Source organism: Sphingomonas citri (genome assembly GCF_019429485.1).
Classification (GTDB): domain Bacteria; phylum Pseudomonadota; class Alphaproteobacteria; order Sphingomonadales; family Sphingomonadaceae; genus Sphingomonas; species Sphingomonas citri.
This window is the reverse complement of record NZ_JAHXZN010000003.1, coordinates 137,780-164,241: the sequence shown is the minus strand read 5'-3', so window position 1 is coordinate 164,241 and position 26,462 is coordinate 137,780. Positions and strand designations below refer to the sequence as shown.

General features: G+C 71.6%; 22 protein-coding genes. 13 read left to right on the top strand and 9 right to left on the bottom strand.

The window, feature by feature from the left end:
* Nucleotides 1-42: 42 nt before the first annotated feature.
* The 7 genes from KZ820_RS11210 to sucC form a co-directional block, all read right to left on the bottom strand.
* Nucleotides 43-783: a 16S rRNA (uracil(1498)-N(3))-methyltransferase gene (locus tag KZ820_RS11210; protein ID WP_219748710.1), complete on the bottom strand. Its 741-nt coding sequence runs from the start codon at nt 781-783 to the stop codon at nt 43-45.
* Nucleotides 783-944 (bottom strand): hypothetical protein, encoded by a 162-nt coding sequence (locus tag KZ820_RS11205; RefSeq protein WP_219748709.1) that lies wholly within the window; start codon nt 942-944, stop codon nt 783-785. The genes KZ820_RS11210 and KZ820_RS11205 overlap by 1 nt, the downstream gene beginning before the upstream one ends.
* Entirely contained in the window at nt 941-1,342 is a 402-nt protein-coding gene (locus KZ820_RS11200; protein WP_219748708.1) for a DUF2147 domain-containing protein, read from the bottom strand. Before KZ820_RS11200 ends, KZ820_RS11205 begins: the two co-directional genes overlap by 4 nt.
* Nucleotides 1,343-1,505: 163 nt before the next feature.
* Nucleotides 1,506-3,134, bottom strand: coding sequence for an NAD(P)/FAD-dependent oxidoreductase (locus tag KZ820_RS11195; protein ID WP_219748707.1), 1,629 nt, complete (start codon nt 3,132-3,134; stop codon nt 1,506-1,508).
* A 206-nt stretch (nt 3,135-3,340) separates the two neighbouring features.
* Nucleotides 3,341-4,270 (bottom strand): electron transfer flavoprotein subunit alpha/FixB family protein, encoded by a 930-nt coding sequence (locus KZ820_RS11190; protein ID WP_219748706.1) that lies wholly within the window; start codon nt 4,268-4,270, stop codon nt 3,341-3,343.
* An 11-nt stretch (nt 4,271-4,281) separates the two neighbouring features.
* Entirely contained in the window at nt 4,282-5,031 is a 750-nt protein-coding gene (locus tag KZ820_RS11185; RefSeq protein WP_219748705.1) for an electron transfer flavoprotein subunit beta/FixA family protein, read from the bottom strand.
* A 459-nt stretch (nt 5,032-5,490) separates the two neighbouring features.
* On the bottom strand, nt 5,491-6,690 hold the full coding sequence (sucC, locus tag KZ820_RS11180; protein WP_219748704.1) for an ADP-forming succinate--CoA ligase subunit beta: 1,200 nt from the start codon (nt 6,688-6,690) through the stop codon (nt 5,491-5,493).
* Between the two features lie 172 nt (nt 6,691-6,862).
* Between sucC and KZ820_RS11175 the strand changes: the two genes are divergently transcribed.
* The 7 genes from KZ820_RS11175 to KZ820_RS11145 all read left to right on the top strand — a co-directional run bounded on the left by KZ820_RS11175 (nt 6,863) and on the right by KZ820_RS11145 (nt 16,688).
* Complete coding sequence (locus tag KZ820_RS11175; protein WP_219748703.1) at nt 6,863-9,583, top strand: ATP-dependent DNA helicase; 2,721 nt, start codon at nt 6,863-6,865, stop codon at nt 9,581-9,583.
* Between the two features lie 15 nt (nt 9,584-9,598).
* On the top strand, nt 9,599-10,138 hold the full coding sequence (locus KZ820_RS11170; protein ID WP_219748702.1) for a SixA phosphatase family protein: 540 nt from the start codon (nt 9,599-9,601) through the stop codon (nt 10,136-10,138).
* A 325-nt stretch (nt 10,139-10,463) separates the two neighbouring features.
* Nucleotides 10,464-12,794, top strand: coding sequence for a TonB-dependent receptor (locus KZ820_RS11165; protein ID WP_219748701.1), 2,331 nt, complete (start codon nt 10,464-10,466; stop codon nt 12,792-12,794).
* Nucleotides 12,795-12,796: 2 nt separating this feature from the next.
* Nucleotides 12,797-14,356, top strand: a complete 1,560-nt coding sequence (locus KZ820_RS11160; RefSeq protein WP_219748700.1) for a sulfatase family protein — start codon at nt 12,797-12,799, stop codon at nt 14,354-14,356.
* A 253-nt stretch (nt 14,357-14,609) separates the two neighbouring features.
* Nucleotides 14,610-15,143 carry a CarD family transcriptional regulator gene (locus tag KZ820_RS11155; protein ID WP_132908544.1) on the top strand — a complete coding sequence of 178 codons (534 nt, stop codon included), beginning with the start codon at nt 14,610-14,612 and terminating at the stop codon, nt 15,141-15,143.
* A gap of 112 nt (nt 15,144-15,255) precedes the next feature.
* Nucleotides 15,256-16,026 (top strand): head GIN domain-containing protein, encoded by a 771-nt coding sequence (locus KZ820_RS11150; protein WP_219748699.1) that lies wholly within the window; start codon nt 15,256-15,258, stop codon nt 16,024-16,026.
* Complete coding sequence (locus KZ820_RS11145; RefSeq protein ID WP_219748698.1) at nt 16,014-16,688, top strand: GIN domain-containing protein; 675 nt, start codon at nt 16,014-16,016, stop codon at nt 16,686-16,688. The genes KZ820_RS11150 and KZ820_RS11145 overlap by 13 nt, the downstream gene beginning before the upstream one ends.
* Before the next feature lie 181 nt (nt 16,689-16,869).
* Here KZ820_RS11145 and KZ820_RS11140 read toward each other — a convergent pair whose 3' ends face one another.
* Complete coding sequence (locus KZ820_RS11140) at nt 16,870-18,945, bottom strand: M13 family metallopeptidase (RefSeq protein ID WP_219748697.1); 2,076 nt, start codon at nt 18,943-18,945, stop codon at nt 16,870-16,872.
* Between the two features lie 350 nt (nt 18,946-19,295).
* Between KZ820_RS11140 and KZ820_RS11135 the strand changes: the two genes are divergently transcribed.
* The 3 genes from KZ820_RS11135 to KZ820_RS11125 all read left to right on the top strand — a co-directional run bounded on the left by KZ820_RS11135 (nt 19,296) and on the right by KZ820_RS11125 (nt 21,128).
* Complete coding sequence (locus KZ820_RS11135; RefSeq protein WP_219748696.1) at nt 19,296-20,309, top strand: serine hydrolase; 1,014 nt, start codon at nt 19,296-19,298, stop codon at nt 20,307-20,309.
* Between the two features lie 81 nt (nt 20,310-20,390).
* Complete coding sequence (locus KZ820_RS11130) at nt 20,391-20,825, top strand: NIPSNAP family protein (RefSeq protein WP_219748695.1); 435 nt, start codon at nt 20,391-20,393, stop codon at nt 20,823-20,825.
* Nucleotides 20,826-20,939: 114 nt separating this feature from the next.
* Complete coding sequence (locus KZ820_RS11125) at nt 20,940-21,128, top strand: hypothetical protein (protein ID WP_219748694.1); 189 nt, start codon at nt 20,940-20,942, stop codon at nt 21,126-21,128.
* A 22-nt stretch (nt 21,129-21,150) separates the two neighbouring features.
* On the opposite strand, the gene KZ820_RS11120 is transcribed toward KZ820_RS11125, so the two are convergent.
* Nucleotides 21,151-23,082: a CocE/NonD family hydrolase gene (locus KZ820_RS11120; protein WP_219748693.1), complete on the bottom strand. Its 1,932-nt coding sequence runs from the start codon at nt 23,080-23,082 to the stop codon at nt 21,151-21,153.
* A gap of 105 nt (nt 23,083-23,187) precedes the next feature.
* Here KZ820_RS11120 and KZ820_RS11115 point away from each other — a divergent pair, with 105 nt between their 5' ends.
* The 3 genes from KZ820_RS11115 to KZ820_RS11105 are packed head-to-tail and all read left to right on the top strand — an operon-like array spanning nt 23,188 to nt 26,265.
* Nucleotides 23,188-24,759 (top strand): sensor histidine kinase, encoded by a 1,572-nt coding sequence (locus KZ820_RS11115; protein ID WP_219748692.1) that lies wholly within the window; start codon nt 23,188-23,190, stop codon nt 24,757-24,759.
* Entirely contained in the window at nt 24,756-25,130 is a 375-nt protein-coding gene (locus KZ820_RS11110) for a response regulator (RefSeq protein WP_219748691.1), read from the top strand. The genes KZ820_RS11115 and KZ820_RS11110 overlap by 4 nt, the downstream gene beginning before the upstream one ends.
* Before the next feature lie 16 nt (nt 25,131-25,146).
* Nucleotides 25,147-26,265 carry a lactonase family protein gene (locus KZ820_RS11105; protein ID WP_258048092.1) on the top strand — a complete coding sequence of 373 codons (1,119 nt, stop codon included), beginning with the start codon at nt 25,147-25,149 and terminating at the stop codon, nt 26,263-26,265.
* The last annotated feature ends 197 nt before the right edge of the window (nt 26,266-26,462 follow it).

The following is a 26,462-nucleotide window of genomic DNA, read 5'->3' as shown; positions in this document are numbered from 1 at the left end:
CAGCCACGTCGGATCGCCTGAACGATCGTGTCGGCTAGGCCCTCACCAATCCCCGACCTCCGCCATCCACAGCGCTACCGCCGCGGCCGCGGCGGTGTCGGCGCGCAGGATGCGCGGGCCGAGCGTGATCGCCACCGCCTGCGGCAGTGCGCGGATCAGCGCGCGTTCCTCGTCGTCGAAGCCGCCCTCGGGGCCGATCAGGATCGCCGCCGGCCCCGCGTGCGCGCGCATCGCCGCCGCGGCGGGCACGCCGCCGGTCTCGTCCGCGAAGAACAGCGCGCGTTCCGCCGGCCAATCGCGCAGCAGCGCGGGCAGCTTCACCATCGGCGCCAACTCGGGCACCGCGGTCCGACCGCACTGCTCGGCCGCCTCGATCATATGGGCGCGCAGCCGCTCGGCATTGGGCTTGTCGACCACGGTGCGCCGCGTGACCACCGGCACCAGCCGCGCCACGCCGAGCTCGCACGCCTTCTCGGCGAGCCAGTCGACCCGCCCCTTCTTGAGCGGCGCGGCGGCGAGCCACAGGTCGGGCACCGGCTCGCGCTCGGCCAACCGCTCGGTGACGTCGAGCACTAGGTCGCGTTTGCCGACGCTCGCCGCGGTCGCGAGCCACTCGCCGGTGACGTCGTCGAACAGCCGCACCGGGTCACCCGCCCGCAACCGCATCACCGCGATGAGATAATGTGCCTGCGGACCGGCGAGCGCGCGCGGGCCGGGGGCGAGCGGCGGCTCGACGTACAGCCGCGGCGTCGAGCGCGGCGGCCAGGCGGGAGTCGCGCCCATCAGCGGCGCCCGCGCGCGAGCAGCAGCCGCGCCACCAGGAACGCCGCGCCGCCGAGCAACGCGATGCCGATCACGCTCACCGCGATGCCCCCCGCCACCCGGAGGATCGCGTAGAACAGGGCCTCGAAGAAACGACCGAGCGCGACCGAGAGATGGATCACCTCCCCGTCACGCGGGACCAGCGCTGTTCGCGGCAGCCGAAGCCAGCGAAGAGACAGCCCTCGGCGACCAGGGTATCGCGACCCTCCAGGTGGAGCGTGCCGTCGACCTCGCTGCCGATGTCGGGGACGAAGACGGTACCGGCATATTGGCCGTCCTCGCCGCGCTCGAAGCCGCGGAACAGAGCGGTGCCGATCAGCCGCTCGGTGCCGCCGGCCGCCGCGTCGGCGCGTGCCTTCTCGCTCGCGGCCACCACCGTCCCGCACATGCCCGGCTCGCCGCGACACGGCGCGACGCGGATGCGGACGCTGTCGCCCGCGTTGCGCCAGGTGCCGGCGAGCGGGTCCGCTGCGGCGGCGGGAGCGGGGGCGAGCGCGAGCAGCAGGGCGAGCGATAGCATGCCGGCGAGATAGGGGAGGAAGCGGGCGGTTTGAAGTCCGCGGCGTCGGACCTGGGAGCGCGCATGTGCTCCGGCGAAAGTCGGGGCCCAGTCGGGAAGGCGGAGGTGAGCCTCATCAGCGTCTTGCAGCTGGGCCCCGGCCTCCGCCGGGGCGCGCCCACCGTCAGCCCGGCTGCGCCGCCAGCCTTACCGCCACCGCCTCGGCCACCTTGATCCCGTCGACCGCCGCCGAGAGGATGCCTCCGGCATAGCCGGCCCCCTCGCCCGCCGGGTAGAGCCCGGCGGTGTTGAGGCTCTGGAAGTCGGCGCCGCGGGTGAAGCGCACCGGCGAGGAGGTCCGCGTCTCCACCCCCGTCATCACCGCGTCGGGGTGGTCGTAGCCGCGGATCTGCCGGCCGAACACCGGCAGCGCCTCGCGCATCGCGGCGACCGCGAAGTCGGGCAGGCAGGCGGCGAGGTCGGTCGGCGTCACGCCCGGCCGATAGCTCGGCATGACGCTGCCCAGCGCGGTCGAGGCGCGGCCCTCGAGGAAGTCGCCGACGCGCTGCGCCGGGGCGCGATAGTCGCGGCCCCCCGCGACGAAGGCGCGCTCCTCCCAGTGGCGCTGCAGCGCGATGCCGGCGAGCGGGTCGCCGGGATAGTCGCGCGCCGGGTCGATCGCCACCACCAGCCCCGAGTTGGCGTTGCGCTCGTTGCGCGAATATTGGCTCATGCCGTTGGTGGCGACGCGTCCCTCCTCCGAGGTGGCGGCCACCACCGTGCCGCCCGGGCACATGCAGAAGCTGTAGACGGTGCGGCCGTTCGAGCAGTGATGCGAGATATGATATTCGGCGGCGCCCAGCGCGGGGTGGCCGGCATCGTCGCCGAAGCGCGCTCGGTCGATCCACGACTGCGGATGCTCGATCCGCACGCCGAGCGAGAAGGGCTTGGCCTCGGCATGCACCCCCGCCTCGACCAGCATGCCGAACGTGTCGCGCGCACTGTGGCCGACCGCGAGCACGACATGCTCGGCCTCCAGGTACGAACCGTCGTGGAGGTGCAGCCCGCGCACGCGGCGCTCGCCGCGCGCGTCCGCCTCGACGTGGAGCCCGTCGACCCGCGTCGAGAAGCGATACTCGCCGCCCAGCGCCTCGATCGAGGCGCGCATGCTCTCGACCATCGTCACCAGCCGGAAGGTGCCGATATGCGGGTGCGCCTCGGTGAGGATCTCGGGCGGGGCGCCGGCGGCGACGAACTCCTCCAGCACCTTGCGGTTGAGGTGGCGCGGGTCCTTGATGCGGCTGTAGAGCTTGCCGTCGGAGAAGGTGCCCGCGCCGCCCTCGCCATATTGCACGTTCGACTCAGGGACGAGCACGCCGCGGCGCCACAGCCCCCAGGTGTCCTTGGTGCGCTCGCGCACCACCTTGCCGCGCTCGAGCAGGATCGGGCGGAAGCCCGCCTGTGCCAGGATCAGCGCGGCGAACAGCCCGCACGGCCCGGCGCCGATCACCACCGGGCGCTGGCGCGCGCCGCCGCTCGGGGCGAGCACGGGGGCACGGTAGGCGGTGTCGGGGGTCGGGCGGACGTCCTTGTCGGCGCCGAGCCGCGCCATCACCGCTGCCTCGTCGCGCAATGCTACGTCGACCGAATAGACCAAGGCGATTCGCCCGCGCCCGCGCGCGTCGTGCCCGCGGCGCGCCACCTGCCAGCCGAGCACGTCGTTGGCGGCGACGCCGAGCCGCTCGTGCAGCGCCGCCGGGAGCGCGTCGTCGTCGTGGCGCAACGGGAGGCGCAGGTTGGAGAGCCGGATCATCGCGGCGCCTTACACCGCGCCGGAGCGGCGGCCAATGTGAGTCGGGCGGCGACAGACCTCGCCGATCCTCCGCTCGGCGGAGAGGGGGACCGCCGCGCGCAGCGCCGTGGTGGAGGGGGCTCTCCACTAGGCACAGCGCCCGCGGGCGCCCCCCTCCACCAGCCTGCGGCTGGTCCCCCTCCCCGTACCCGGGAGGATCTACCCTCTCACAGTTTCTCGGTGAGCTCCGGCACGATCTTGAACAGGTCGCCGACGAGGCCGACGTCGGCGACCTGGAAGATCGGCGCGTCCTCGTCCTTGTTGATCGCGACGATCACCTTCGAGTCCTTCATCCCGGCGAGATGCTGGATCGCACCCGAGATGCCGACCGCGACATAGACCTCCGGCGCGACGATCTTGCCGGTCTGGCCGACCTGATAGTCGTTGGGGACATAACCCGCGTCGACCGCGGCACGGCTCGCGCCCACCGCGGCGCCGAGCTTGTCGGCGAGCGGCTCGATCAGCTCGTGAAACTTCTCGCCCGAGCCGAGCGCGCGACCGCCTGAGACGATCACCCGCGCGCTGGTCAGCTCGGGGCGGGTCAGCGCCGCGATCTCCGCGCCCTCGAAGGTCGCCAGCCCGGTGTCGTCGGTCGCCGCGACCGCCTCGATCGTGCCGCTGCCGCCCTCGGCCGCGGCCTTCTCGAAGGCGGTGCCGCGCACCGTCAGCACCTTCTTGGCGTCGCGCGTCTGCACCGTTGCGATCGCGTTGCCCGCGTAGATCGGACGCGTGAACGTGTCCTCGCCCTCGACCGAGAGCACGTCGCTGATCTGCATGACGTCGAGCAGAGCCGCGACGCGCGGCGCGATCGCCTTGCCGGTGGTGGTGGCGGGCGCGACGAAGGCGTCATGGTGCCCCATCAGCTCGACTACCAAAGGCGCGACATTCTCGGCGAGCTGGTGCGCGTAGGCGGCATCGTCGGCGACATGGACCTTGCCCACACCCGCGATCTTGGCCGCCGCCTGCGCGACGTCGTCGACGCCCTGCCCCGCGACCAGCAGGTGGACCTCGCCGAGCTTGGCGGCCGCGGTCACCGCGGAGAGCGTGGCGTCCTTGACGGACTGGCCGTCGTGCTCGACCCAAACCAGAGTCTTCATGCTGCGCTCCCTTACTTCGCGATGCCGAGCGACTTGAGCTTGCCCGCCAGCTCGTCGACGTCGGCGACCTTGACGCCCGCGGTGCGCTTGGCCGGCTCGGCCACCTTCACCGTGGTGAGCCGCGGCGCGACGTCGACGCCGATGTCGGCGGCGGTCTTGGTCGCGAGCGGCTTGGACTTGGCCTTCATGATGTTGGGCAGCGAGGCGTAGCGCGGCTCGTTGAGGCGCAGGTCGGTTGTCACGATCGCGGGCAGTTTGTAGCGATCGGTCTCGAGCCCGCCGTCGACCTCGCGCGTCACCGTCACCGCATCGGCGCTCAGCTCGACCTTGGAGGCGAAGGTCGCCTGGCCCCAGCCGAGCAAAGCGGCGAGCATCTGGCCGGTCTGGTTGTTGTCGTCGTCGATCGCCTGCTTGCCGAGGATGACGAGCTGCGGCTGCTCCTCCTCGACGATCTTGGCCAGGATCTTGGCGACGCCGAGCGGCTCCACCTTGGTGTCGCTGGTGACGAGGATGGCGCGGTCGGCACCCATCGCCAGCGCGGTGCGCAGGGTGTCCTGCGCCTTGGGCTCGCCGATCGAGACCGCGACGATCTCGGTGACGGTGCCCTTCTCCTTTAGCCGGATCGCTTCCTCGACCGCGATCTCGTCGAAGGGGTTCATGCTCATCTTGACGTTGGCGAGGTCGACCCCCGAGCCGTCCGCCTTCACACGGGGTTTCACGTTATAGTCAAGCACGCGCTTGACCGGCACCAAGACCTTCATCAGCGTCCTTCCGATCCTGCGGTCGGGGCGAGCGTTCGCGGCCCCGGTGTGGGCTCCACATGGCGGTTTTCCGCGCTTTTCGCAAGTTCAGTACGGAAAGCGCGGTTGCCGTAGCGGCAGCAATCGCGGCGTCAACGCGCGGGGCGCGGACATGGTGTCCGGCGTGGGCGATTTTCGCGTCGTGCCGCGGCTGAGGTGACAGGGCCCCGCTTCTTGCATCGCCCCACAACAGGGAGAGCGACCACCCCGGCATAGCTAGTCACCACCCGGCGAACGCCGGAGTCCAGGTGGGCGGTCCTCGGTCGAACGAGCGAGGCGCGTCGTCACGTGGGCCTTCCCACCTGGACCCCGGGTCCGCCCGGGTGGTCAGGGAAGGTGAGGCGCTCCTCAACGTCATTCCGGACCAAGTCCGACACGATGGGGGGCGGGCGGCGCCACCGGGCGCCGCCCTCTCACGCCTCAGGCGACCTTCTTCACCTCGGCGACGATCTTCTGCGCGGCGTCGCCCAGGTCGTTGGCGGGGACGATCGCGAGGCCGGAAGTGGACAGGATCTCCTTGCCCTTCTCCACATTCGTGCCCTCGAGCCGGACGACGAGCGGCACCGACAGGTTCACTTCCTTCGCCGCGGCGACGATGCCCTCGGCGATGATGTCGCACTTCATGATGCCGCCGAAGATGTTGACCAGGATGCCCTTCACCGCGGGATCGGCGAGGATGATCTTGAACGCCGCAGTCACCTTCTCCTTGCTCGCGCCGCCGCCGACGTCGAGGAAGTTCGCGGGGAACATGCCGTTGAGCTTGATGATGTCCATCGTCGCCATGGCGAGACCGGCGCCGTTGACCATGCAGCCGATGTCGCCGTCGAGCTTGATATAGGCGAGGTCGTACTTGGACGCTTCGAGCTCGGCCGGATCCTCCTCGGTCTCGTCGCGCAGCTCGGCGAGGTCCTTGTGGCGGAACATCGCGTTGCCGTCGAAGCCGACCTTGGCGTCGAGCACCATCAGCTTGTTGTCGTCGGTGACCGCGAGCGGGTTGATCTCGATCTGCGAGGCGTCGGTGCCGAGGAAGGCGTCGTACACCTTGGCGGCGAGGCTGTGCGCCTGCTTGGCGAGGTCGCCGGTCAGGCCGAGCGCGTTCGCCACGGCGCGGCCGTGGTGCGGCTGGAAGCCGGTCGCCGGGTCGACCGCGAAGGTGTGGATCTTCTCGGGCGTATCGTGCGCGACGGTCTCGATGTCCATGCCGCCCTCGGTCGAGACGACGAAGGCGACTCGGCCGGTGGCACGGTCGACCAGCAGCGCGAGGTAGAATTCCTTGGCGATGTCGACGCCGTCGGTGACGTACAGGCGGTTGACCTGCTTGCCGGCGTCGCCGGTCTGGATCGTCACCAGCGTGTTGCCGAGCATCTCGGTGGCGGCGTGGCGCACCTCGTCCTCGGTCTTGGCGAGGCGGACGCCGCCCTTGGCCTCGGCGGGCAGCTCCTTGAACTTGCCCTTGCCGCGCCCGCCGGCGTGGATCTGCGCCTTCACCACGTACAGCGGCCCGGGCAGCTTCTTGGACGCGGCGACCGCCTCCTCCACGCTCATCGCGGCGAAGCCCGCGGGCACCGGCACGCCGAACTTCGCGAGCAGCTCCTTGGCCTGATATTCGTGGATGTTCATGCGCGGTCTCCGAGACAGCAGGACAGACTAGACTGGAGGGTGCCTTAGGCGCTTGCGGCGGGGGAATCCACCCCCGCGTAGACGCGATCATCGGTCCGCACGGCAGTTGCGATGCATTATCGTTAAGCGCTTTGCGGTTGCCGATCTGTTCCGCGTGGCGCACAGCGAGAGCGTGACGTCGCCCTTTCCCGCGCTGCCGCACCCTGCGCTTCATGCCAGCCACTCGGGTGTGTGGGTGGCACGAGGCGGTGAGACGCGCGCGCTGTCGCGCGGCGAGGCGATCCGGCTCGCCGCCGACACGCCGGTGATCCTGCTCAACGCCCCACTGGTGGCGCAGCGGCTCGGCTATGCCGAGCTGTCGGGGCTCGACCTGCTCGAACTATTCGCCTTCCTCCACCCCGCGCGCTTCGCGGTGCCGACCCCGCGCGGGATCGCGCAGGTGACCGGGCTCGAGGCGCCGGCGCGGGACGAGGAGGTCGCCGCTTTCCTCGCCGCGGCCGCCGAGCGGCTGCTTGCGGTGACGCAGGCGGGCGACTGGCCCGAGCGCGAGGGCGCCTGGACCGCGGCGCAGTCGCTCACCCGCGCGCGCTGGCCCTGGGCGCCGATCGTCGCGCCGCGGATCGCCAAGCCGGCGCAGCACGAGCGCTGGCTGTTCTCGCGCCTGCCCGAGTGGCAGGAGGCCGCCCCGCGCCCTACGCCGCGCCCCGTGACGCTCGACGACGCCGCGGTGCTCGACCGGCTCGAGACTCTCGTCGGCGGCGGCGCCGAGCTCCGCACCGGTCAGCGCGCCTATGCCGCCGCCGCAGCAGCCGCCTTCGCGCCGCGCATGACGCGCGACATGCCCAATCTGGTGCTCGCCGAGGCGGGGACCGGGATCGGCAAGACGCTCGGCTATCTCGCCCCCGCCAGCCTGTGGGCCGAGCAGGCCGGCGGCGCGGTGTGGATCTCCACCTACACCAAGGCGCTTCAGCGCCAGCTCGGGCACGAGACGCGCCGGCTCCATCCCGATCGCGCGGTCCGCAAGGCGCGCGTGGTGACGCGCAAGGGACGCGAGAACTATCTCTGCCTGCTCAACCTCGAGGACGCGCTCCAGGGCGGCTTCGCCGGCCGCGCCGCGATCCTGGCGCATCTGGTCGCGCGCTGGGCGGCCTATAGCGACGACGGCGACATGGTCGGCGGCGACCTGCCCGGCTGGCTCGTCACGCTCTTCCGCCGCAACGGCTCGGCGGCGCTGACCGACCGGCGCGGCGAGTGCGTCTACGCCGGTTGCCCGCATTACCGCCGCTGCTTCATCGAGCGCGCCGCGCGCGCCTCGGCCGAGGCCGATCTCGTCATCGCCAATCATGCGCTGGTGATGGTCAACGCCGCGCGCGGGCGCGAGACCGCGACCCGGCCGACTCGCTACGTGTTCGACGAGGGGCACCATCTGTTCGACGCCGCCGACGCGATGTTCGGCACCGCGCTGACCGGACAGGAGACGATCGAGCTGCGCCGCTGGATCGTCGGCCCCGAGGGCAATGCACGCGGGCGGCGGCGCGGGCTCCAGGCGCGGCTGTCCGACCTCGCCAGCTACGACGAGCAGGGCGCGCGCGCGATCACCGAGATCGTCGCCGCGGCGGGAGCGCTCGCCGCCGACGGCTGGCTCCAGCGAGTCGCCGAGGGACAGCCGTTCGGCGCGATCGAGACCTTGCTCGCCGCGGTGCGCGGGCTCGCCTACGCACGCGCCGAGCAGGACGCCGACGCGGGCTACGGGCTCGAGACCGAGCTCGCCGAACCGACCCCCGAGCTGATCGAGGCGGCGGCACCCGCCGCGCACGCGCTCGACTCGCTGGTGCGGCCGATGGTGGCGTTGGGGAAACGGCTGGAGGCGGTGCTCGCCGACGCGCCCGACTGGATGGACGCGCCGGCACGCGCGCGCGTGGAGGGCGCGATCGCCTCGCTCGGCTGGCGCGCCGAGACCGTGGCGGCGTGGCTGGCGCTGCTGGCGCGCGTCGGCGGCCCGGCCGACCCGCGCCACGTCGACTGGCTCGCGGTCGAGCGCGGCGAGGGGCGCGAGTACGACATCGGGCTGCACCGCCGCTGGCTCGACCCGACCCTCCCCTTCGCCGAGACGGTGCTCAAGCCAGCGCACGGCGCGCTCGTCACCTCCGCGACGCTGACCGCGGGGGGCGACTGGGAGACCGCCGAGGCGCGCGTCGGCGCACCGCACCTCCAGCGCGCGCCGGGCCGCTTCACCGCGCCGAGCCCGTTCGATTACGCGCGCAACGCCGAGGTGGTGATCGTCACCGACGTCAAGCGCGGCGACGTGCCCGCGCTCGCCAACGCCTACGCGCGGCTGATCGAGGCGGCGGGCGGCGGCGCGCTCGGGCTGTTCACCGCGATCCGCCGACTGCGCGCGGTGCACGCGCGCGTCGCCGACCGGCTCGCGCGCGCCGGGCTCCCGCTCCACGCGCAGCACGTCGACCCGATCGACACGGGGACGCTGGTCGACATCTTCCGCGACGATCCCCACGCCAGCCTGCTCGGCACCGACGCGCTGCGCGACGGCGTTGACGTGCCCGGCCAGTCGCTGCGGCTGGTGGTGATGGAGGGCGTGCCCTGGCCCAAGCCGACCGTGCTCCACGCCGCGCGCCGGCTCGCCGGGGGCGGCAGCGCGTACGACGACCGCATCGTGCGCGCGCGGCTGGCGCAGGCGTTCGGTCGGCTGATCCGGCGCGGCGACGACGCGGGCCTGTTCGTGCTGCTGTCGGCGGCGATGCCGTCGCGGCTGCTCGACGCCTTCCCGCCCGGCGTGCGCGTGTCCCGCGTGCCGCTCGACGAGGCGGTGAGTCGCGTGCGGCAGCGGCTTTCCACCGCGGGTCCGATCGGGCATGAGGCCGACCTCGACGCCTGAGCGGAGTTCGCCCGAATGAAGACGCTGACGCTGCTGCGCCACGCCAAGTCGGGCTGGGACGATGCCGTGCCGCGCGACCTCGATCGCCCGCTCAACCCCAAGGGCCGCCGCGCCGCGCAGGCGATGGGGCGCGAGATCAAGGCGATGGAGCTCGACTTCGACCGCGTGATCGCCTCGCCCGCGGTGCGCGTGCGCGAGACGATCGAGGAGCTCGAGCGCGGGCTCGGCCGCGCGCTGGCGCCCGAATGGGACCGGCGGCTGTACCTCGCCTCGACGGCGACGCTGCTCGACGTGATGCACGAGCAGGACGACTCCGCGGAGACGCTGCTGCTGGTCGGCCACAATCCTGGGTTGGCGGAGCTGGTGCTCGCGCTGGTGCCCGAGGCGCCGGGCGGGTTGCGCGACGCGGTGGAGGAGAAATATCCGACCGCCACGCTGGCCGAGATGACCTTCGCGGTGGATGGCTGGGGGGCGGTGGCGCGCGGCGGCGCGACGCTGACGCGCTTCGTCCGCCCGCGCGACATCGACGCGACGCTGGGGCCGGACGGGGAGTAGCGGATCGTCGGACGGGACGAAACGCGAGATCCTTCCCCGCGAGGGGAGGTGGCAGCGCGCAGCGCTGACGGAGGGGGTCTCTGCGAGCGCCACGCTTGCTGCGCACAGCAGGCGCGCTAGCTCCCCTGAGACGCGATCAACTGAGCGAGTCGCCCGCGGAGAGCCCCCTCCACCACCAGCCTGCGGCCGGCGGTCCCCCGCCCCGCGAGCGGGGAGGATCTAGCGGGCAGCACTAAAGCGCGGGTGCGCTCGGCGCATATGCTTCTTTATTCCCCATCGACGAACTCGGCTTTTACAAGCACATTGATCGTAGAGGGGAGTTTCCATGCACCGTCGCCGTCTGTTCGCGTTCCTCACCACCACCGCGGGCCTCGCCGTCGCGCTCCCCGCGACCGCGCAGCAGGCGGCCGACGCGCCGGCGCAGGATGTCGCATCGACGCCGACACAAACCCCTGCCGCCAACCCCGCCGACGGCGACGTCGTCGTCACCGCGCGCTTCCGCAACGAGTCGCTCCAGCAGGTGCCGATCGCGATCACCGCGCTCAGCGGCGCCTCGCTCGCCGAGCGCCAGCTCAACAACGTCCAGGCGATCACCGCCGCGATCCCGTCGGTCAACTTCCGCACCGGGGCGTCGAACAAGGACCGCACGATCTTCATCCGCGGCGTCGGCACGATCACCACCTCGCCCGGCGTCGAACCCTCGGTCTCGACCGTGCTCGACGGCGTGGTGCTGACCCGCCCGGGCCAGGCGACGCTCGACCTCGGCGAGGTCGAGCGGATCGAGGTGCTGCGCGGGCCGCAGGGCACCTTGTTCGGCAAGAACGCCTCGGCCGGCGTGGTCAACATCGTCACGCGCGACCCCGGCGAGACCTTCGCCGCCTTCGGCGAGCTCGGCGCCACCACCGACGAGGAATATCGCGTCAAGGCGGGCGTGTCGGGGCCGCTGATCCCGGGCAAACTCGCCGCGCTGATCGGCGGCCTCTACGACGATTTCGACGGCAACACGCGCAACGTCGTCACCGGCAACGACACCAACGCCTCGCGCCGCTACGGCGTGCGCGCCAAGCTGATCGCGACGCCGACCGAGACGCTCAAGCTCACCGCGATCGGCGACTATCTCAACACCAAGGAGACGGTCGCGGCGGTCTATGCCTCCGCCAGCCAGATCGCTTACCCCAGCCGCGCGGTGACCACCTCGGCGCCGCTGCTCGCCGCGCTCGGCGCGCAGGGGATCACCCCCTCGCCGACGAACCGCGCCAACGCCACCGACATCGACACCGACGTGCGCGACGAGAATTACGGCGGCTCGCTCACCGCCGAGCTCGGGCTGGGCGACTATCAGGTCACCTCGATCACCGCGTGGCGCCAGTGGCTCAACCACCAGCGCCAGGACTATGACGGGCTCACTGGGCTGAGCACCGCCTTCCCGCAGGGGCTCGACGACGGCACGGTGAACAGCAAGCAATTCTCGCAGGAGCTGCGGCTCACCTCGCCGCGCGGCGGGCTGATCGACTATGTCGTCGGCGCTTATTACCTGCGCGGCGAGACCGACGAGCGCTACCAGCGCACGCTCACCACGCTGACCGCGGGCGCGCCGCTCACCACCGTCGGCGTCGCCAATTACGGGATCACCAGCCACAATTACGCATTGTTCGGCGAGGCCAACGTCAACTTCAGCGCGGCCTTCCGCGCGATCGCTGGCTATCGCTCGACCTGGGACACGCTCGACTTCTACCACGTCCGCACGTCGAGCAACGACCCGACCAACAGCGGCGCGGCCGCGCTCGATCGCCCCGCGATCCGCGCCTATCACAACGCCAGCGGCAGCACCGACCGGCGCGGCGACAGCTACCGGCTCGGGCTCCAGCTCGATCTCGGCGCGCGCGCGCAGACCTATTTCACCTACTCGCGCGGCTACAAGGGCCCGGCGTACAACGTCTATTTCAACATGCGCTCGCTCAACGCGACGACGCTGCTGGACGAGCTGCCGCTCAGCCCCGAGACGAGCGACTCGTTCGAGATCGGGCTCAAGGGCAGCACCGCCGACCGCGCGCTGAGCTACAGCCTTGCCGCCTACACCACGACCTTCGACGGCTATCAGGCCAATTTCAACGACGTGGTCAACGGCGCGCAGGTCACCCGGCTGATCAACGCCGGCTCGGTGCGGTCGCGCGGGGTCGAGGCCGACGTGACGCTGCGTCCGACTGCGGGGCTGACGGTGGACCTCTCGGGCGCCTTCACCGACGCCACGGTGCGCGACTTCCTCTGCCCGCCCGGCGCGCCGACCAGCTGCAACATCAACGGCCAGCCATTGCCCTTCGCGCCGCGGGTCAAGCTGTACGAGAACGCGGCGTATCGCTTCGCGCTGAGCGATTCGCTGTCGATGGAGCTGCAGAGCGACGTCAGCTTCAGCTCGAAGACGCAATATTCGCTCAACCAGACCCCGAGCACGATCCAGCCCGCCTATGCGATCTGGAACGCCAGCGTGGCGCTGATCCGCCCCGGCGACGGCTGGCAGCTGCGCGCCTACGTCAAGAACATCACCGACCAATCCTATGCCAGCTTCCTCGCCAACGGCTCGTTCGCTGGCACGGTGCGGTTCGTGCCGCGCGACGATCGGCGCTATGCCGGGCTGCTGCTGCGCAAGGATTTCTGACGATGGCGGAGGACACGGGCCGACGCGGCGTACTGCTGGCGGGGACCGGCGGCGCGTTCGGGCTGTACAGCTGGGCGGCGGGCGCGGCGGAGGCGGCGACACCCGCGCCGCGCCGCTCCCGCCGGCTCGCGCGCGTGCCAGGCACGAAGCCGCGCAACATCCTGTTCGTGCTGACCGACGATCATCGCTACGACGCGATGGGCTTCATGAAGGCGCAGGACTTCGGCGAGACGCCGACGCTCGACCGGCTGGCACGCGAGGGCACGCATTTCCGCAACGCCTTCGTCACCACCGCTTTATGCTCGCCGAGCCGCGCCTCGATCTTCACCGGGCTGTACGCGCACCAGCACAAGGTGGTGGACAACAACCACCCGATCCCGCCCGGGCTGGTCTATTATCCCGAGTACCTCCAGGCGGCGGGCTATGACACCGCCTTCATCGGCAAATGGCACATGGGCGAGGAGGGCGACTCGCCCCAGCCCGGCTTCGACCGCTGGGTCAGCTTTCGCGGCCAGGGCAGCTACCTGCCGGAGGCGAATGGGCTCAACGTCGACGGCCGGAAGGTAGCGCAGAAAGGCTATATCACCGATGAGCTGACCGACTATGCGCTCGACTGGCTCGGCGCGCGGCCGAAGGGCAAGCCGTGGATGATGCACCTCGCGCACAAGGCGGTGCATTCCGAGTTCATCCCGGCGGAGCGCCACAAGGGCCGCTATGACAAGGAGACCTTCCGCTACCCGGCGTCGATGAAGCCGGGCGTGGCGGGACGCCCGATGTGGGTCGAGAACCAGCGCAACAGCTGGCACGGCGTCGGCTACCCCTATCACGGCACCCTCGACATCGGCGACTATTACAAGCGCTACATGGAGACGCTGCTCGCGGTGGACGAGGGGCTGGCGCGGATCATGGACCTGCTCGAGCGCCGCGGCGAACTCGACGACACGCTGATCCTCTACATGGGCGACAACGGCTTCATGTTCGGCGAGCACGGGCTGATCGACAAGCGCGCCGCCTATGAGGAATCGATGCGCGTGCCGATGCTGGCGCGCTGCCCGTCGCTGTTCCCCGCGGGCAGCGTGGTGGAGCAGGTGGTCGCCAACATCGACGTCGCGCCGACGATGCTCGCCGCCGCGGGGCTGCGCGCGCCCACGGACATGGCTGGGGCGAACATGCTGCCGCTGGCGCGCGGCGGCGCGGTGCCGTGGCGGCGCGAGCTGCTCTACGAATATTATTGGGAGCGCAACTTTCCGCAGACACCGACCGTCCACGCGCTCCGCGAGGATCGGTATAAGTACATGCATTTCCACGGCATCTGGGACCTGGACGAGCTGTACGATCTCGCCGCCGACCCGCACGAGAGCGACAATCTGCTCGCCCGCCCGGGCCACGAGGACCTGGCCGCGCGGATGAGTGCCAAGCTGTTCGCGCTGCTCGAGACGACCGACGGCATGGCGATCCCGCTCAGCGCCGATGCGGGCGTGCGAAACGACCTGCGCGATCCTGCGGGGCCGCGCCAGGCGCCCTTCCCGGCGGGCTTCTTCCGCCCGCCGACCACCGGCTGAGTGCACCGAAACGGGTCATCTCGCCGCATCGGGCGACGCGAAACTGTAAAAAGGTTCCCTCGCGTCAGCCTCCCTGCCCCATTGGGGCTGGAAATTTTATTGCCGAGTTGCTATAAGAGGCCGGCACGGGCGCATTCGTTCTCGCGTCCCTGGAGACGTCAAACCTTCTGCTCCCCTCGTCAGTCCGTTCCGCGGTGCTTGCCGGCGCGGGTCGCAGCGGGCTGCGGGAGCCCTAACATTGGAAAGGCCTCCTATGGCTGCCAAGGCTCTGCATTTCGATGTCGGTGACTATGTCGTCTATCCCAAGCACGGGGTCGGCCGTGTGATCGAGCTGCAGAAACAGGAGATCGCGGGCATGCAGCTGGAGCTGTACGTGCTGCGGTTCGAGAAGGAGCGCATGACGCTGCGCGTTCCCACCAACAAGGCCGAGTCGGTCGGCATGCGCAAGCTCTCGTCGGACAAGACGATGCGCGAGGCGATGGAGACGCTCAAGGGCAAGCCCAAGGTCAAGCGCACGATGTGGTCGCGCCGCGCGCAGGAATATGAGGCGAAGATCAACTCGGGCGACCTCGTCTCGATCGCCGAGGTGGTGCGCGACCTGTTCCGCGCCGACGACCAGCCCGAACAGAGCTATTCCGAGCGCCAGATCTTCGAGGGCGCGTGCAGCCGCCTCGCGCGCGAGCTCGCCGCGATGGAGCAGATCGACGAGCCGGCGGCGCAGGAGAAGATCCTCGAGATCCTGCGCAAGGCCGCGGCGATCTACAACAAGGACAAGGTGCCGGCGTAACCCGCCGCACCGGGTCGAATGAGAGCGGGGGCGGTCCGCGGGCCGCCCCTTTTCGTTTGCGTGTCCCATCGCTGTGTATTAGTGCCGCAATACACGTAGGGGAGAAGAGGACATGCGCGCGATCATCGCCGCCGCACTGCTGCCGCTGGCGGCCTGCGGCAACAGCTTCACGCAGGACGATAGCCCCGGCATCCCAGGCACGGGCAGCGGTAACCAGCGCAGCTTCCAGGCCGCCGGCTTCGACTCGGTCGAGCTCGCCGGCAGCGACGATGTCAGCGTGCGCGTCGGCGGCGGCTTCGCCGTCACCGCCGAGGGCGACGCCGAGGCGCTCGACAAACTCAAGATCACGCGCGACGGCAACACGTTGCGGGTGTCGCGCCGCAACGACCGCTCGCGCGGGCACGCGCGGGTGACGGTGACGCTGCCCGCGATCAAGGGTGCGATCCTAGCGGGCTCGGGCAATCTCTCGGTCGATCGCGTCGAGGCGTCCGCGTTCAAGGCGAAGCTGGCGGGCTCGGGCAACCTCACCGTGGCGGCGCTGCGGGCCGACGCTGCCGACGTCTCGATCGCCGGGTCGGGCAACGCCGCCCTCACCGGCCGCACGGGCACGCTCGACCTGTCGATCGCCGGCTCGGGCGGCGTCACGCTGGCCGGTGAGAGTGATCGCCTCGAGGTGTCGATCGCTGGCTCGGGCGACGTGGCAGGCGAGCGGCTGGTCGCCAAGGCCGCCGACATCAAGGTGATGGGCTCGGGCAGCGTCCGTGCGACGGTCGACGGCCGGGCCGAGGTGATGGCGATGGGGTCGGGCGACGTCGACCTCGGCGCGCGGGCGCGCTGCTCGGTGCGCAAGATGGGCTCGGGCAGCGTGCGGTGCGGCGGCTGATCCTCGCCGCCGCGCTGCCCGCGCTCGCCGCCGTCCCCGCGAGCGCGGCGGAGCGGCGCTGGCCGGTCGCCACGGTCGAGCGGCTGCGGGTGGAGACCCCCGCGACGGTGCGGGTCGTCACCGCAGGACCGGGCGGAGTGGGTACGGGCGTCAGCGCGAGCGCGGCCGATCCAGCGGCCCTCGACGCGCTGAAGGTGGAGCCGAGCGGGGGCACGCTGGTGCTGCGCGGCGGGCCGGCGAGCGCGGTGGTGACGGTGGTCGCGCCGCGGCTCGTCGGAGTCGCGGTCTACACGCCGGCACGCGTGACGATCGCGGCGATGCGCGGCGAGCGAGTCGAACTGTCGGCGGCGGCGGGCTCGATCGACGTGGCCGCGCTCGACGTGGCGCGCGTGAGCGCGACGCTGGCGGGCGACGCGGTCATCACGCTAGCCGGCGCAGCGCCCGACGCGACGGTGGTCGCCAACGGTACCGGCACGATCGACGCGCGCGCGCTGGCGACGCAGCGGCTGACGGTGCGCGGCGCGGGCGACTCGATCGTGCGCGCCGCCGCGTCCCAGGCGGCGAGGGTGGTGGCGATCCAGGGCGCGCAGGTCAGCGTCGCCGGGCGCCCGCGGTGCGACGTGCGCGCGGTGGCCCCCGCGTCGGTGACGTGCGGGCGTTGAGGTGCTGCTGCTGAGTGAGGCGCCCCTCCTCCACCGTCATCCCGGACTTGATCCGGGATCCATCCCTCCGCGGGAGCAACGGCTGCGGCGCTCGCGGCACCATGGATCCCGGATCAAGTCCGGGATGACGGAAAGGGAGACACGGGCCTTCTGCCGACTCACGCCACGACGCGACGCCCGCTCACCAGATCCGCACGCGGTCCTTCGGCGCGACATATTGCTTCTGCGACGGGTCGATCTTCCACGCGGCATACCAGGCGTCGACGTTGCGCAGCGGGTTGACCGCGCGGATCTGCCCCGGCGAGTGCGGGTCGCTGACGAGCTGCTGCCGCAGCGCCTCGTCGCGGAACAGGGTGCGCCACACCTGCCCCCAGCCGAGGAAGAAACGCTGGTCGCCGGTGAAACCGTCGATCACCGGCGCGCGCTTGCCGCCGAGCGAGGCGTGATAGGCGTCGAGCGAGATCAGCACGCCGCCGAGGTCGCCGATGTTCTCGCCCATCGAGGCGCGGCCGTTGATATGGACGCCGGGCAGGCCGGGGAAGGTGTAGGCCTCGTACTGCGCGCCGAGCCGCGCCGCCTGCGCCTCGAACTTGGTCGCGTCCTCCGCGGTCCACCAGTCGCGCAGCACGCCGCGCCCGTCCGACTTGCGGCCCTGGTCGTCGAAGCCGTGGCTGATCTCATGGCCGATCACGCCGCCGATCCCGCCATAGTTGATCGCGTCGTCGGCCTGGGGATCGAAGAAGGGCGGCTGGAGGATGGCGGCGGGGAAGACGATCTCGTTCTTCACCGAGCTGTAGTACGCGTTGACCGTCTGCGGCGTCATGCCCCACTCGGCCTTGTCGACCGGGCGCGCGATGCGGGCGCGGTCATAGTCCCACTCGAAGCGGGTGGCGCGCTCGGCGTTGCCGACGAGATCGCCCGCGCGCACCTCCAGCCCGCTATAGTCGCGCCACTTCGAGGGATAGCCGACCTTGACGGTGAAGCCCTGGAGCTTGTCGAGCGCCTGAGTCTTGGTCGCGGGGCTCATCCACGCCAGGTTCTTGATCCGCCCGGCGAGCGCGACGCGCAGGTTGCCGACCAGTGTGTCCATCTTCGCCTTCGACTCGGGCGGGAAGTAGAGCGCGACATAGTCGCGGCCGATGCCCTCGCCGATGGCGTTCTCGGTGAAGCCGACCGCGCGCTTCCAGCGCTCGCGCTGCTGCGGCTGGCCGTTGAGGAACTTGGAGCGGAAGTCGAACTCGGCGTCGACGAAGCGGCGCGACAGCAGCGGCGCGACGTCGTCGGCGGTGCGGAACGCCGCCCAAGCCTTGAGCGTGGCGAGATCGGTCGCGGCGAACAGCGCGGCGATCTTGGGAAAGGCGGTGTTCTGCGCGACGATCGCGCGGTCCGCCGCGCCGAGTCCGGCGGCCTGCCAGTAAGCGTCCCAGGCGAAGCCCGGCGCCTGCGCCTTCAACTCGGCGAGCATCATCGGGTTGTAGGTCTTGTCGCGGTCGCGGCTCTCGGCGCGGGTCCAGTGCGCCTGGGCGAGCTTGGTCTCCATGTCGACCACGCGCTCCGCCGCGGCGGCGGCGTCGGGCCAGTTCGCCATCGTCAGCATCTGCGCGACATATTGGCGGTAGCGCGCCACCTGCGGCGCGAACTTGGGGTCGAGGTACAGCTCGCGGTCGCCCAGGCCCAGCCCCGACTGGCGCAGGTAGAGCGCGTAGACCTCGGGCCGCTTGGCGTCGTCGCTCACCCCGGCGCTGACGAAGCTGGCGCCGAAACCGCCGACCGAGCGGCCCATCAGCCGCGCGATATCGTCCTTGCTCGCCGCTGCGGCGATCGGCCGCAGCCGCTCGGCCAGCGGCGCGGCGTCGGCCTGCTCCGCCGCGGCGGTGTCCATGAAGCCGTTGTAGAGCAGCGCCGCCTTGGCGCGGTCGGGATGGGAGGCATCGCTCGCGCTATAACCGGTGATCAGCGCGCGCAGCCGCTGCTCGGAGAGCTCGCGCAGCACCGCGAAGGCGCCGTAGGAGGAGCGGTCCGCCGGGATCTGCGTGCGCGCCACCCAGGCGCCGTTGACGAAGCGGAACCAGTCGTCGCCGGGGCGGACGCTGCGGTCCATGCCGGTGAGATCGAAGCCCCAGGCGCCGTAGCGGGTCGCGCCGGCGTCGGGCGCCGCGGCGGGGCTGGCAGCGGGCGCCGACTGGTCGCGGCTCAGCGCGGGGGCGGCGAGGACGAGGCCGGCGGTCGCCGCCAGCAGCACGCTCTTCAGGGTCACGGGATCGTCTCCGGGCGAAATAGTAACTTTTGGTATGAGAAAGCGGTGCCACGTGCTGCGGAGGGAGGCAATAGGCCAGTGCTGCTGCCGGTTCGTGTCGGCCGTGCTGGGCCGGCGCGCGCTTTCCTTATCGCGCGAGCCGGCTAGAGCCAGACCGTTCGTCCGTGAGCCCCGCCCTTGAGCCCGTCATGCCGGGCTTGACCCGGCATCCATGGTGCCGCGTGAATCGCCGCCGGTCGGTGCGCGGTAGCATGGATCCCGGCTCGGGGCCGGGATGACGATGGGAGAAGTCGGCGCCTTACCTGCCTGAATCAGGCGCCCGTGATCATGAGAATGAGGTTGCCGTAGCCATGCTTCCCCGCCGCCTGATCGCCCCGCTGCTCGCCGCGCTCGCGCTGGCCGAGCCCGCCGCCGCGCGCGACCGCGGCGCGGTGCGGCCGCAGCCACCGGCGCGGCTGCTCAACGCGGTGGAGGCGCTCGGCCAGCGCTTCCCCGGCGCGGTCGGCATCTCGGTGCGCGACGTGGACCGCGGCTGGACCGTCTCGTGGCAGGGCGGCACGCGCCGGCCACAGCAGAGCGTGAGCAAATTGTGGGTCGCGCTCGCCACCTTCGACGCGATCGACCGCGGCACGCTCAGCCTGCGCAAGACCGTGACGGTGCGGCGCGCCGACCTCACCCTGTTCCACCAGCCGATCCGCGCGCGTGTCGGCGCGGGCGGGCTGCGCATCACGATCGCCGGCCTGCTCGACTGCGCGCTGACACGGAGCGACAACACCTGCAACGACGTGCTGCTGCGCCAAGTCGGCGGCCCCGCCGCGGTGCGGCGAACGCTGACGCGAAAGGGCATCACCGGCGTCACCTTCGGTCCCGGCGAGCGGCTGCTCCAGGCGCGCACCGCCGGGCTGACGTGGCGAGACTCCTGGGCCGGCGGCGACGGCTTCCTGCGCGCGCGGGCGCGGCTGAGCCTCGCCGCGCGGCGGCGCGCGCTCGACCGCTACGTCGCCAGCCCGCCCGACGGTGCCTCGGCCGACGGTGTCACGCTCGGGCTCGCGCGGCTGGCGCAGGGGCGGCTGCTGAGCAAGGCGTCGACCGCGCGGATGCTGGCGCTGATGCGCGCGAGCCGTACGGGCCCGCTGCGACTGCGCGCGGGGCTGGGGCGCGGCTGGACGCTCGCGCACAAGACCGGGACGGGGCAGGAGCTGGCGGGCACCGCGACGGGCACCAACGACGTGGGGCTGCTCACCGCGCCCGATGGGCATCGCTACGCGGTGGCGGTGCTGATCGCGCGTACCCGCGCGCCGCTGCGCGCGCGACTTCGATTGATGGGTGACGTCACCCGCGCGGTGGTGCGCGCGCACGGCTGAGCCGGCGGATTGATCCGAGTCACTGGCGCCGCGGCGAAATCCGGCGCAGCCTGCGGACTTATCGTCCCGGAGACCTGCCGCATGCGTCCTGCCCTGATCGCGCTCACCCTCGCCCTGCTCGCACCGCTGGCGCTGACCGCCGCAGCACCCAAGGCGACGCTCGACCCGCGCACCGCGCTCTACGAGCTGCGGACTTATTATCCCGCGCCGGGCAAGATGGCCGCGCTCAACACGCGCTTCCGTGAGCACACGCTCGGCATCTTCAAGCGCCACGGCATGACCAACGTCGCTTATTGGAACGAGCTGCCCAGCGCCGACTATCCCGAGGGCCGCGTCGTCTACGTGCTCGCCTACCCGGACCGCGCCGCGCGCGACGCCGACTGGAAGGCGTTCGGCGCCGACCCGGAGTGGCAGAAGGTCGCTGCCGCGAGCGAGGTCAACGGCAAGATCGTGACCAAGGTCGACAGCGTGTTCATGACCATGACCGACTATTCGCCGCCGCTGCGGCTGAAGTAGAGGGTAATCCTTCCCGCGATGCGGGGAGGATCTGCTTTGGCCAAGCGCCCACGCGTCACGGCACCGCATCGCGCCTCGTTCGTTGTGCCCGCGCATCCAGCAGGAGACATACGCATGGCCGACACCGCCACCACGTCGAACAAGAAGACCGCGCTCACCGACTCGTTCAAGACGCATTTCGGCGGCGACGCGCCGCTGACCGAGAAGGCGCGCGGCTTCGCCAAGGAGCGGCCGTGGACCAGCGCGGCCTTCGTCGGCGTCGCCGCACTCGCGGTGCTCAACACGCTGCGCGGCAAGGGCTGAACCCGCCAGGCGGCCGCGGCGCTCAGTTCGCCGCGGTCGCCGCTCCCGCGGGTGAGTCGTCCGCGACCGGCAGCCACACCGCGCTCGCCGCGTCGCCGCCCCAGCGCACCGTCTGCGTCGCCTTCACGTAGTCGCGTGGGCGCGCGTCCATGATCGAGGGCACCCAGCTCTGCGGGTTGCGGTCGTAGAGCGGGAACAGCGACGACTGCACCTGCACCATGATGCGGTGCCCCGGCAGGAAGACATGGTCGACGTTGGGCAGCGACCAGTCGAACTTGTAGGTCTTGCCCGGCGTCAGCGCCGCGGGCGTGGCGAAACCGTTCACGTAGCGGCCGCGGAAGATCTCGATCCCGAGCGCGAGCTGATAGCCCGCCATCGCCGGGTCGGCGCTGTTCTCTTCCGGGTAGACGTCGATCAGCTTGACCACGAAGTCGCCGTCGCGCCCGGTCGTCGCGGCGCGCAGGTCGACCTTGGGCGCGCCCTTGATATGGACTGGTTGATTGAGCACCGCGCCGGTGTAGCTCAGCACGTCGGGGCGGCCGTCGACGAAGCGCTGGTCGTGGACCAGCCAGGTGCGCCACTCCTCGCCCTGCATATGGATCGGCCGCGGCAGCATCGGCACCGGCTTGGCCGGGTCCGAGACATAGCTGTCGCTTCCCGCCGCGGGCTTCTGCCACGACAGCGACGCGCCGCCTGCTAGATACAGAGGCCGGTACTGCCCCGCGGGCCAGCGCGGCGACACCTCCCAACGGTTCTCGCCGGTGGCGTAGGTGAGCACCGGCGGCGTGTCGCACGGCGCCGGCTCGGTCTTGAGATGGCAGTCGAGGAATGGCTTCATCCAGCGCGTGCGGAACTGCCGACCCGTGTCGCCCTCCCACTTCAACGGGCCGAGCTCGCGCGCCTCGTAGTTGACCTGCGAGTGGCGCCACGGCCCGATCACCAGGCTGACGAGTTGGTTGTCGGGGTCCTGCCCCTCGAGCGCCTGATAGACGGCAGGGGCGCCGTAGCTGTCCTCCTGATCCCACTGGCCGACGACGAGCATGGTCGGTACGGTCAGCTTGCGGGCGCCGAGCAGCTTGTCGACCGCCTGTCCCTGCCACCATGAATCATAGCTCGGGTGCTCGAGCACCTTGCGCACCACCGGCAGGTCGAGCAGGCCATAGTGGCGCGCGTAATCGCCCGCCGAGCCGGCGGCGAGGTAGGCGGCATATTCGTCGCCACCGCCCTTGGGCACCGCGCCGCCCCCGGCCTTGACCGTCTGCGACAGGTCATAGTCGAAGCCGAAGGTGCGGAAGGCGCCGTTGTGGAACCAGTCGTCGCCCATCCAGCCGTCGACCATCGGGCTCTGCGGCACCGCCGCCTTGAGCGCGGGATGCGGGTCGATCAGCGCCATCAGCGAGGTGAAGCCGAGATACGACGAGCCGGTGATGCCGACCTTGCCGTTGCTCTCGCGCACGTTCTTCACCAGCCAGTCGATCGTGTCATAGGCGTCGGTGGCGTGATCGACCTTGGTGGGGTTGAGCGGCCCGCGCAGCGGCCGGTTCATCACGTAATCGCCCTCGGATTTCCCCAGCCCGCGCACGTCCTGGTAGACGCGGATATAGCCGTCGTCGACGAACTCGGCGTCGGCGACGGGCAGGATCTCCTCGATAAGCTGGCTGCGGTTGCGGCTGGTCGCCTTGTCGGCGTCATAGGGCGTGCGGCTGAGCAGGATCGGCGCGTCGTGCGTGCCTTTGCGGTAGACGATCACGGTGTACAGCCGCGTGCCGTCGCGCATCGGCACCATCTCGGTGCGGCGCACGTAATCGGCCTCGGGGCGGACCCAGTCGTAGCCGGCGACCTGCTCGTTCGCCATCGTATCGGTGGGCGCGCGCTGCGCGCTCAGGGCCGCCGGCAGCGCGGCGGCGAGCAGGAACGGGGCGGCGCGGCGGGCGAGCGGGAGGCGGCGGGTCATGGCGCCTGAGGTGCCGGGACGCGCGCGCGCGGTCAAGCGCGCCGCGCTCCCCTTGGCAGCCCCGTGCGACCTGCTATTCGTTGCGGAGAGACAATAGGTTGCGGCATGCACGTCCCCGATCCTCCTGTGCCCGCCGTCACCGTCCTGGGTGACTTTGACTGGGCAGCCACCCCGCTCGGCGCGCCCGAGCGCTGGAGCCCCGCGTTGCGCGCCGCGGTCGCCGAGTCGCTGGCCGGCCCCGCGCCCGTGCATCCTCCCGCCCCCAGCGCCGCCGCGGCGCTCGACGCGCTGTTCGACGCCGCGCCGCTCGGGCTCGGCATCTGGGATCGCGAGCTGCGCTTCGTCCGCGTCAACGCCAGCCTCGCGCAGATGAACGGCCTGCCTCCCGAGGCGCATATCGGCTTCACCCCGCGCGAGCTGCTGCCCGACATCGCCGGGATCGACGCGCTGATGGAGCGCTGGCGCGCGATCATCGCTACCGGCGAGCCGTGGCTCGACGTCGAGGTCCACGGCGGCACCCCGGCGAACAGCGACAAGCAGCGCAGCTGGCGCGAGCATTTCTTCCCGATCCGCAGCGGTGACGAGGTCGTCGGCATCGGCGCGGTGGTGGAGGAGACGACCGAGCGCGACCGGGTCGAGGTCGCGCTCCGCGCGAGCGAGGCGCGCTTCCGCGAGTTCGCCGAGGCCTCGTCCGACGTGCTGTGGCTGTTCGACATCGACAGCGCGCGCTTCGCCTATCTCAGCCCGGCACTGCGCAAGCTCTACGGGGTCGGCGTGGCGAGCGGGCGCGGCGCGCCGCTGAGCTTCGACTGGCAGACCGCGATCATCGCGGAGGACCGCGACCTCGCCGCCACCACGCTGCGCCGCGTCCGCCAGGGCGAGCGAGTCACGCACGATTTCCGCGCGCGCATCCCCGGCAGCGGCAAGGTGCGCTGGCTCAAGAACACCGCCTTCCCGCTGCGCGAGCCAGACGGGCGCGTCAGCCATATCGGCGGCATCGCGCAGGACGTCACCGAGGAGCGCGACACCGCGGCGCGGCTGCAGATGCTGATCGGCGAGCTGCAGCACCGCACGCGCAACCTGATGGGCGTGATCCAGGCGGTGGCGGAGAGCACGCTGGAGGCGAGCGCCGACCTGACCGACTTCGAGCGCGCCTTCTCGGCGCGGCTCGACGCGCTGTCACGCGTGCAGCAGCTGCTGTCGCGGATCGAGGGACTGGAGCGGGTCGGCTTCGATCAGCTGCTGCGCAGCGAGCTCGCCGCCTTCGGCGCGCTGCCGGACGAGGACGCGCGCGTGTCGCTCGCCGGCCCCCGCGGGATCCCGCTGCGCTCGGGCGGGATCCAGACGCTCGCGCTGGCGCTGCACGAGCTGATCACCAACTCGCTCAAATATGGCGCGCTAAGCCAGCCCGGCGCGACTCTGTCGGTGCGCTGGGCGCTGCTGCCCGTCGCGGCGGGGGAGCGGCCGCGGCTGCGCTTCGACTGGGAGGAGCGCGGCGTCACCATGCCGGTGCGCGGCGAAACGCCCGAGCGCGTCGGCCAGGGGCGCGACCTGATCGAGCGCGCGGTGCCCTATCAGCTTGAGGCGACGGTCGACTATGCGCTCACCGCCGACGGCGTGCGCTGCGCGATGGTGCTGCCGGTGTCGCAGACGCTGGCGCGCGGCGCCGCGGCGTGACCGCGCTCGCCGGCCTGCGCGTGCTGGTGGTGGAGGACGAGTATCTGCTCGCGCGCCAGCTGGAGCGCGCGCTCCAGCGTGACGGCGCGGACGTGGTCGCGGTCGCGCCCTCTGTCGCGGCGGCGCTGGCGGCACTCGCCGCGGGCGCGCTGCCCGATGTCGCGGTGCTCGACCTCAATCTCGCCGGCGAGAAGGCCTATCCGGTCGCCGCCGCGCTGCGCGCCGCCGCGGTGCCCTTCGCTTTCGCCAGCGGCTATGACGCGGACGATCGCGACCCGGCCTTCGCCGACGCCCCCCACCTCAACAAGCCGCTGACGATGGCGACGCTGCGACGCTGCCTCGAGCGGCTGACAGGACGCGCGCCAGGATGAGCGGAGCCCGGAGACGATGATGATCGACGACCGTTTGACGCGCCGCACCCTGCTCGGCGCTGCCGCCGTCGCCGCGCTGCCCGGTGGGGCGCTGGCCGCCCCCGCCGCGACCCGGGCGCTCTACGCGGGGGGCTACAACAAGGAGGGCGGCGCGGGGCTGCTGCCGCTCGACTATGCCCCTGCCGCAGGCGCCTGGCGCGCGCACGCGGCGGTGGCCGCCGCCCCTGATGCCTCCTGGGGCGTGCGCCACCCGCGGCTCGGGCTGCATTATCTGGTGCAGGAAGGCAGCGCCGGGAAGGTCGCGGTCCTCCGCGAGCGCGGTGGCGCGTGGCAGCGGCTCGCGCTGGTCGACTCGGGCGGCGCGGATCCGTGCCACCTCGCGCTGAGCGCCGATGGCGGCGCGCTGGCGGTGGCCAATTACAGCAGCGGCAGCGTCGCGCTGATCGCGCTCGACCCGCGCACCGGGCTGCCGCGCGCGGCGGCGCAGGTGGTGCCGCACCGCGGGCGCGGACCGGACGCGGAGCGCCAGCCCGCGCCGCACGCGCACTGGGTGGGCTTCAGCCCGGACCGCCAGTGGCTGTGGTCGGTCGATCTCGGCGCCGACACGATCTTCGCGCACCGGCTCGACGCCGCCGGCACGCGGCTGGGCGAGACCCGCGCCGCCTATCGCGCCGTCGCGGGCAGCGGCCCGCGCCATCTCGCCTTCCACCCGCGGCTGCCGCTCGCCTATCTCGTCGCCGAGCTCGACAACAGCGTGACGGTGCTGCGCCGCGGTGCCGACTACCGCTTCACCGCGCTGGCGCGCCACTCCACGCTGCCGGCCGGCTTCGCCGGCAAGAGCCAGGCCGGCGCGATCGCGATCGACCCACGCGGGCGCTGGCTCTACGCCTCCAACCGCGGTGCCGACAGCGTCGCGGTCTACGCCATCGCGGCGGACGGCGCGCTCACCCCGATCCAGCACATCGCGGGCGGCGGGCGCTGGCCGCGCCACCTGCGTGTGCTCGACTCGCGCCTGCTCGTCGCCAACGAGCGCAGCGGCACGATCGACGGCTTCTCGGTAGGCCGTGACGGGCGGCTGTCGCCCTTCGGCGCGGCGGCGCGCGCGCCCGGCGTGGCGTTCATCGGCGAGGCGTGAGGGGGTTGAGGCGGCCGTGGGCTAACGTCCCGGCTTGACCGCCTCTCGACCTGTTCCGTCATCCCGGGCTCGACCCGGGGCCCATCGTGCCACGCACACCACCCCCGTCGCTGTCGTGGAGGCATGGATCCCGGATCAAGCCCGGGACGACGGCAGAGCATTAGACGCGGGGAGGCGCTCTCCTCCCCAACGGGTCG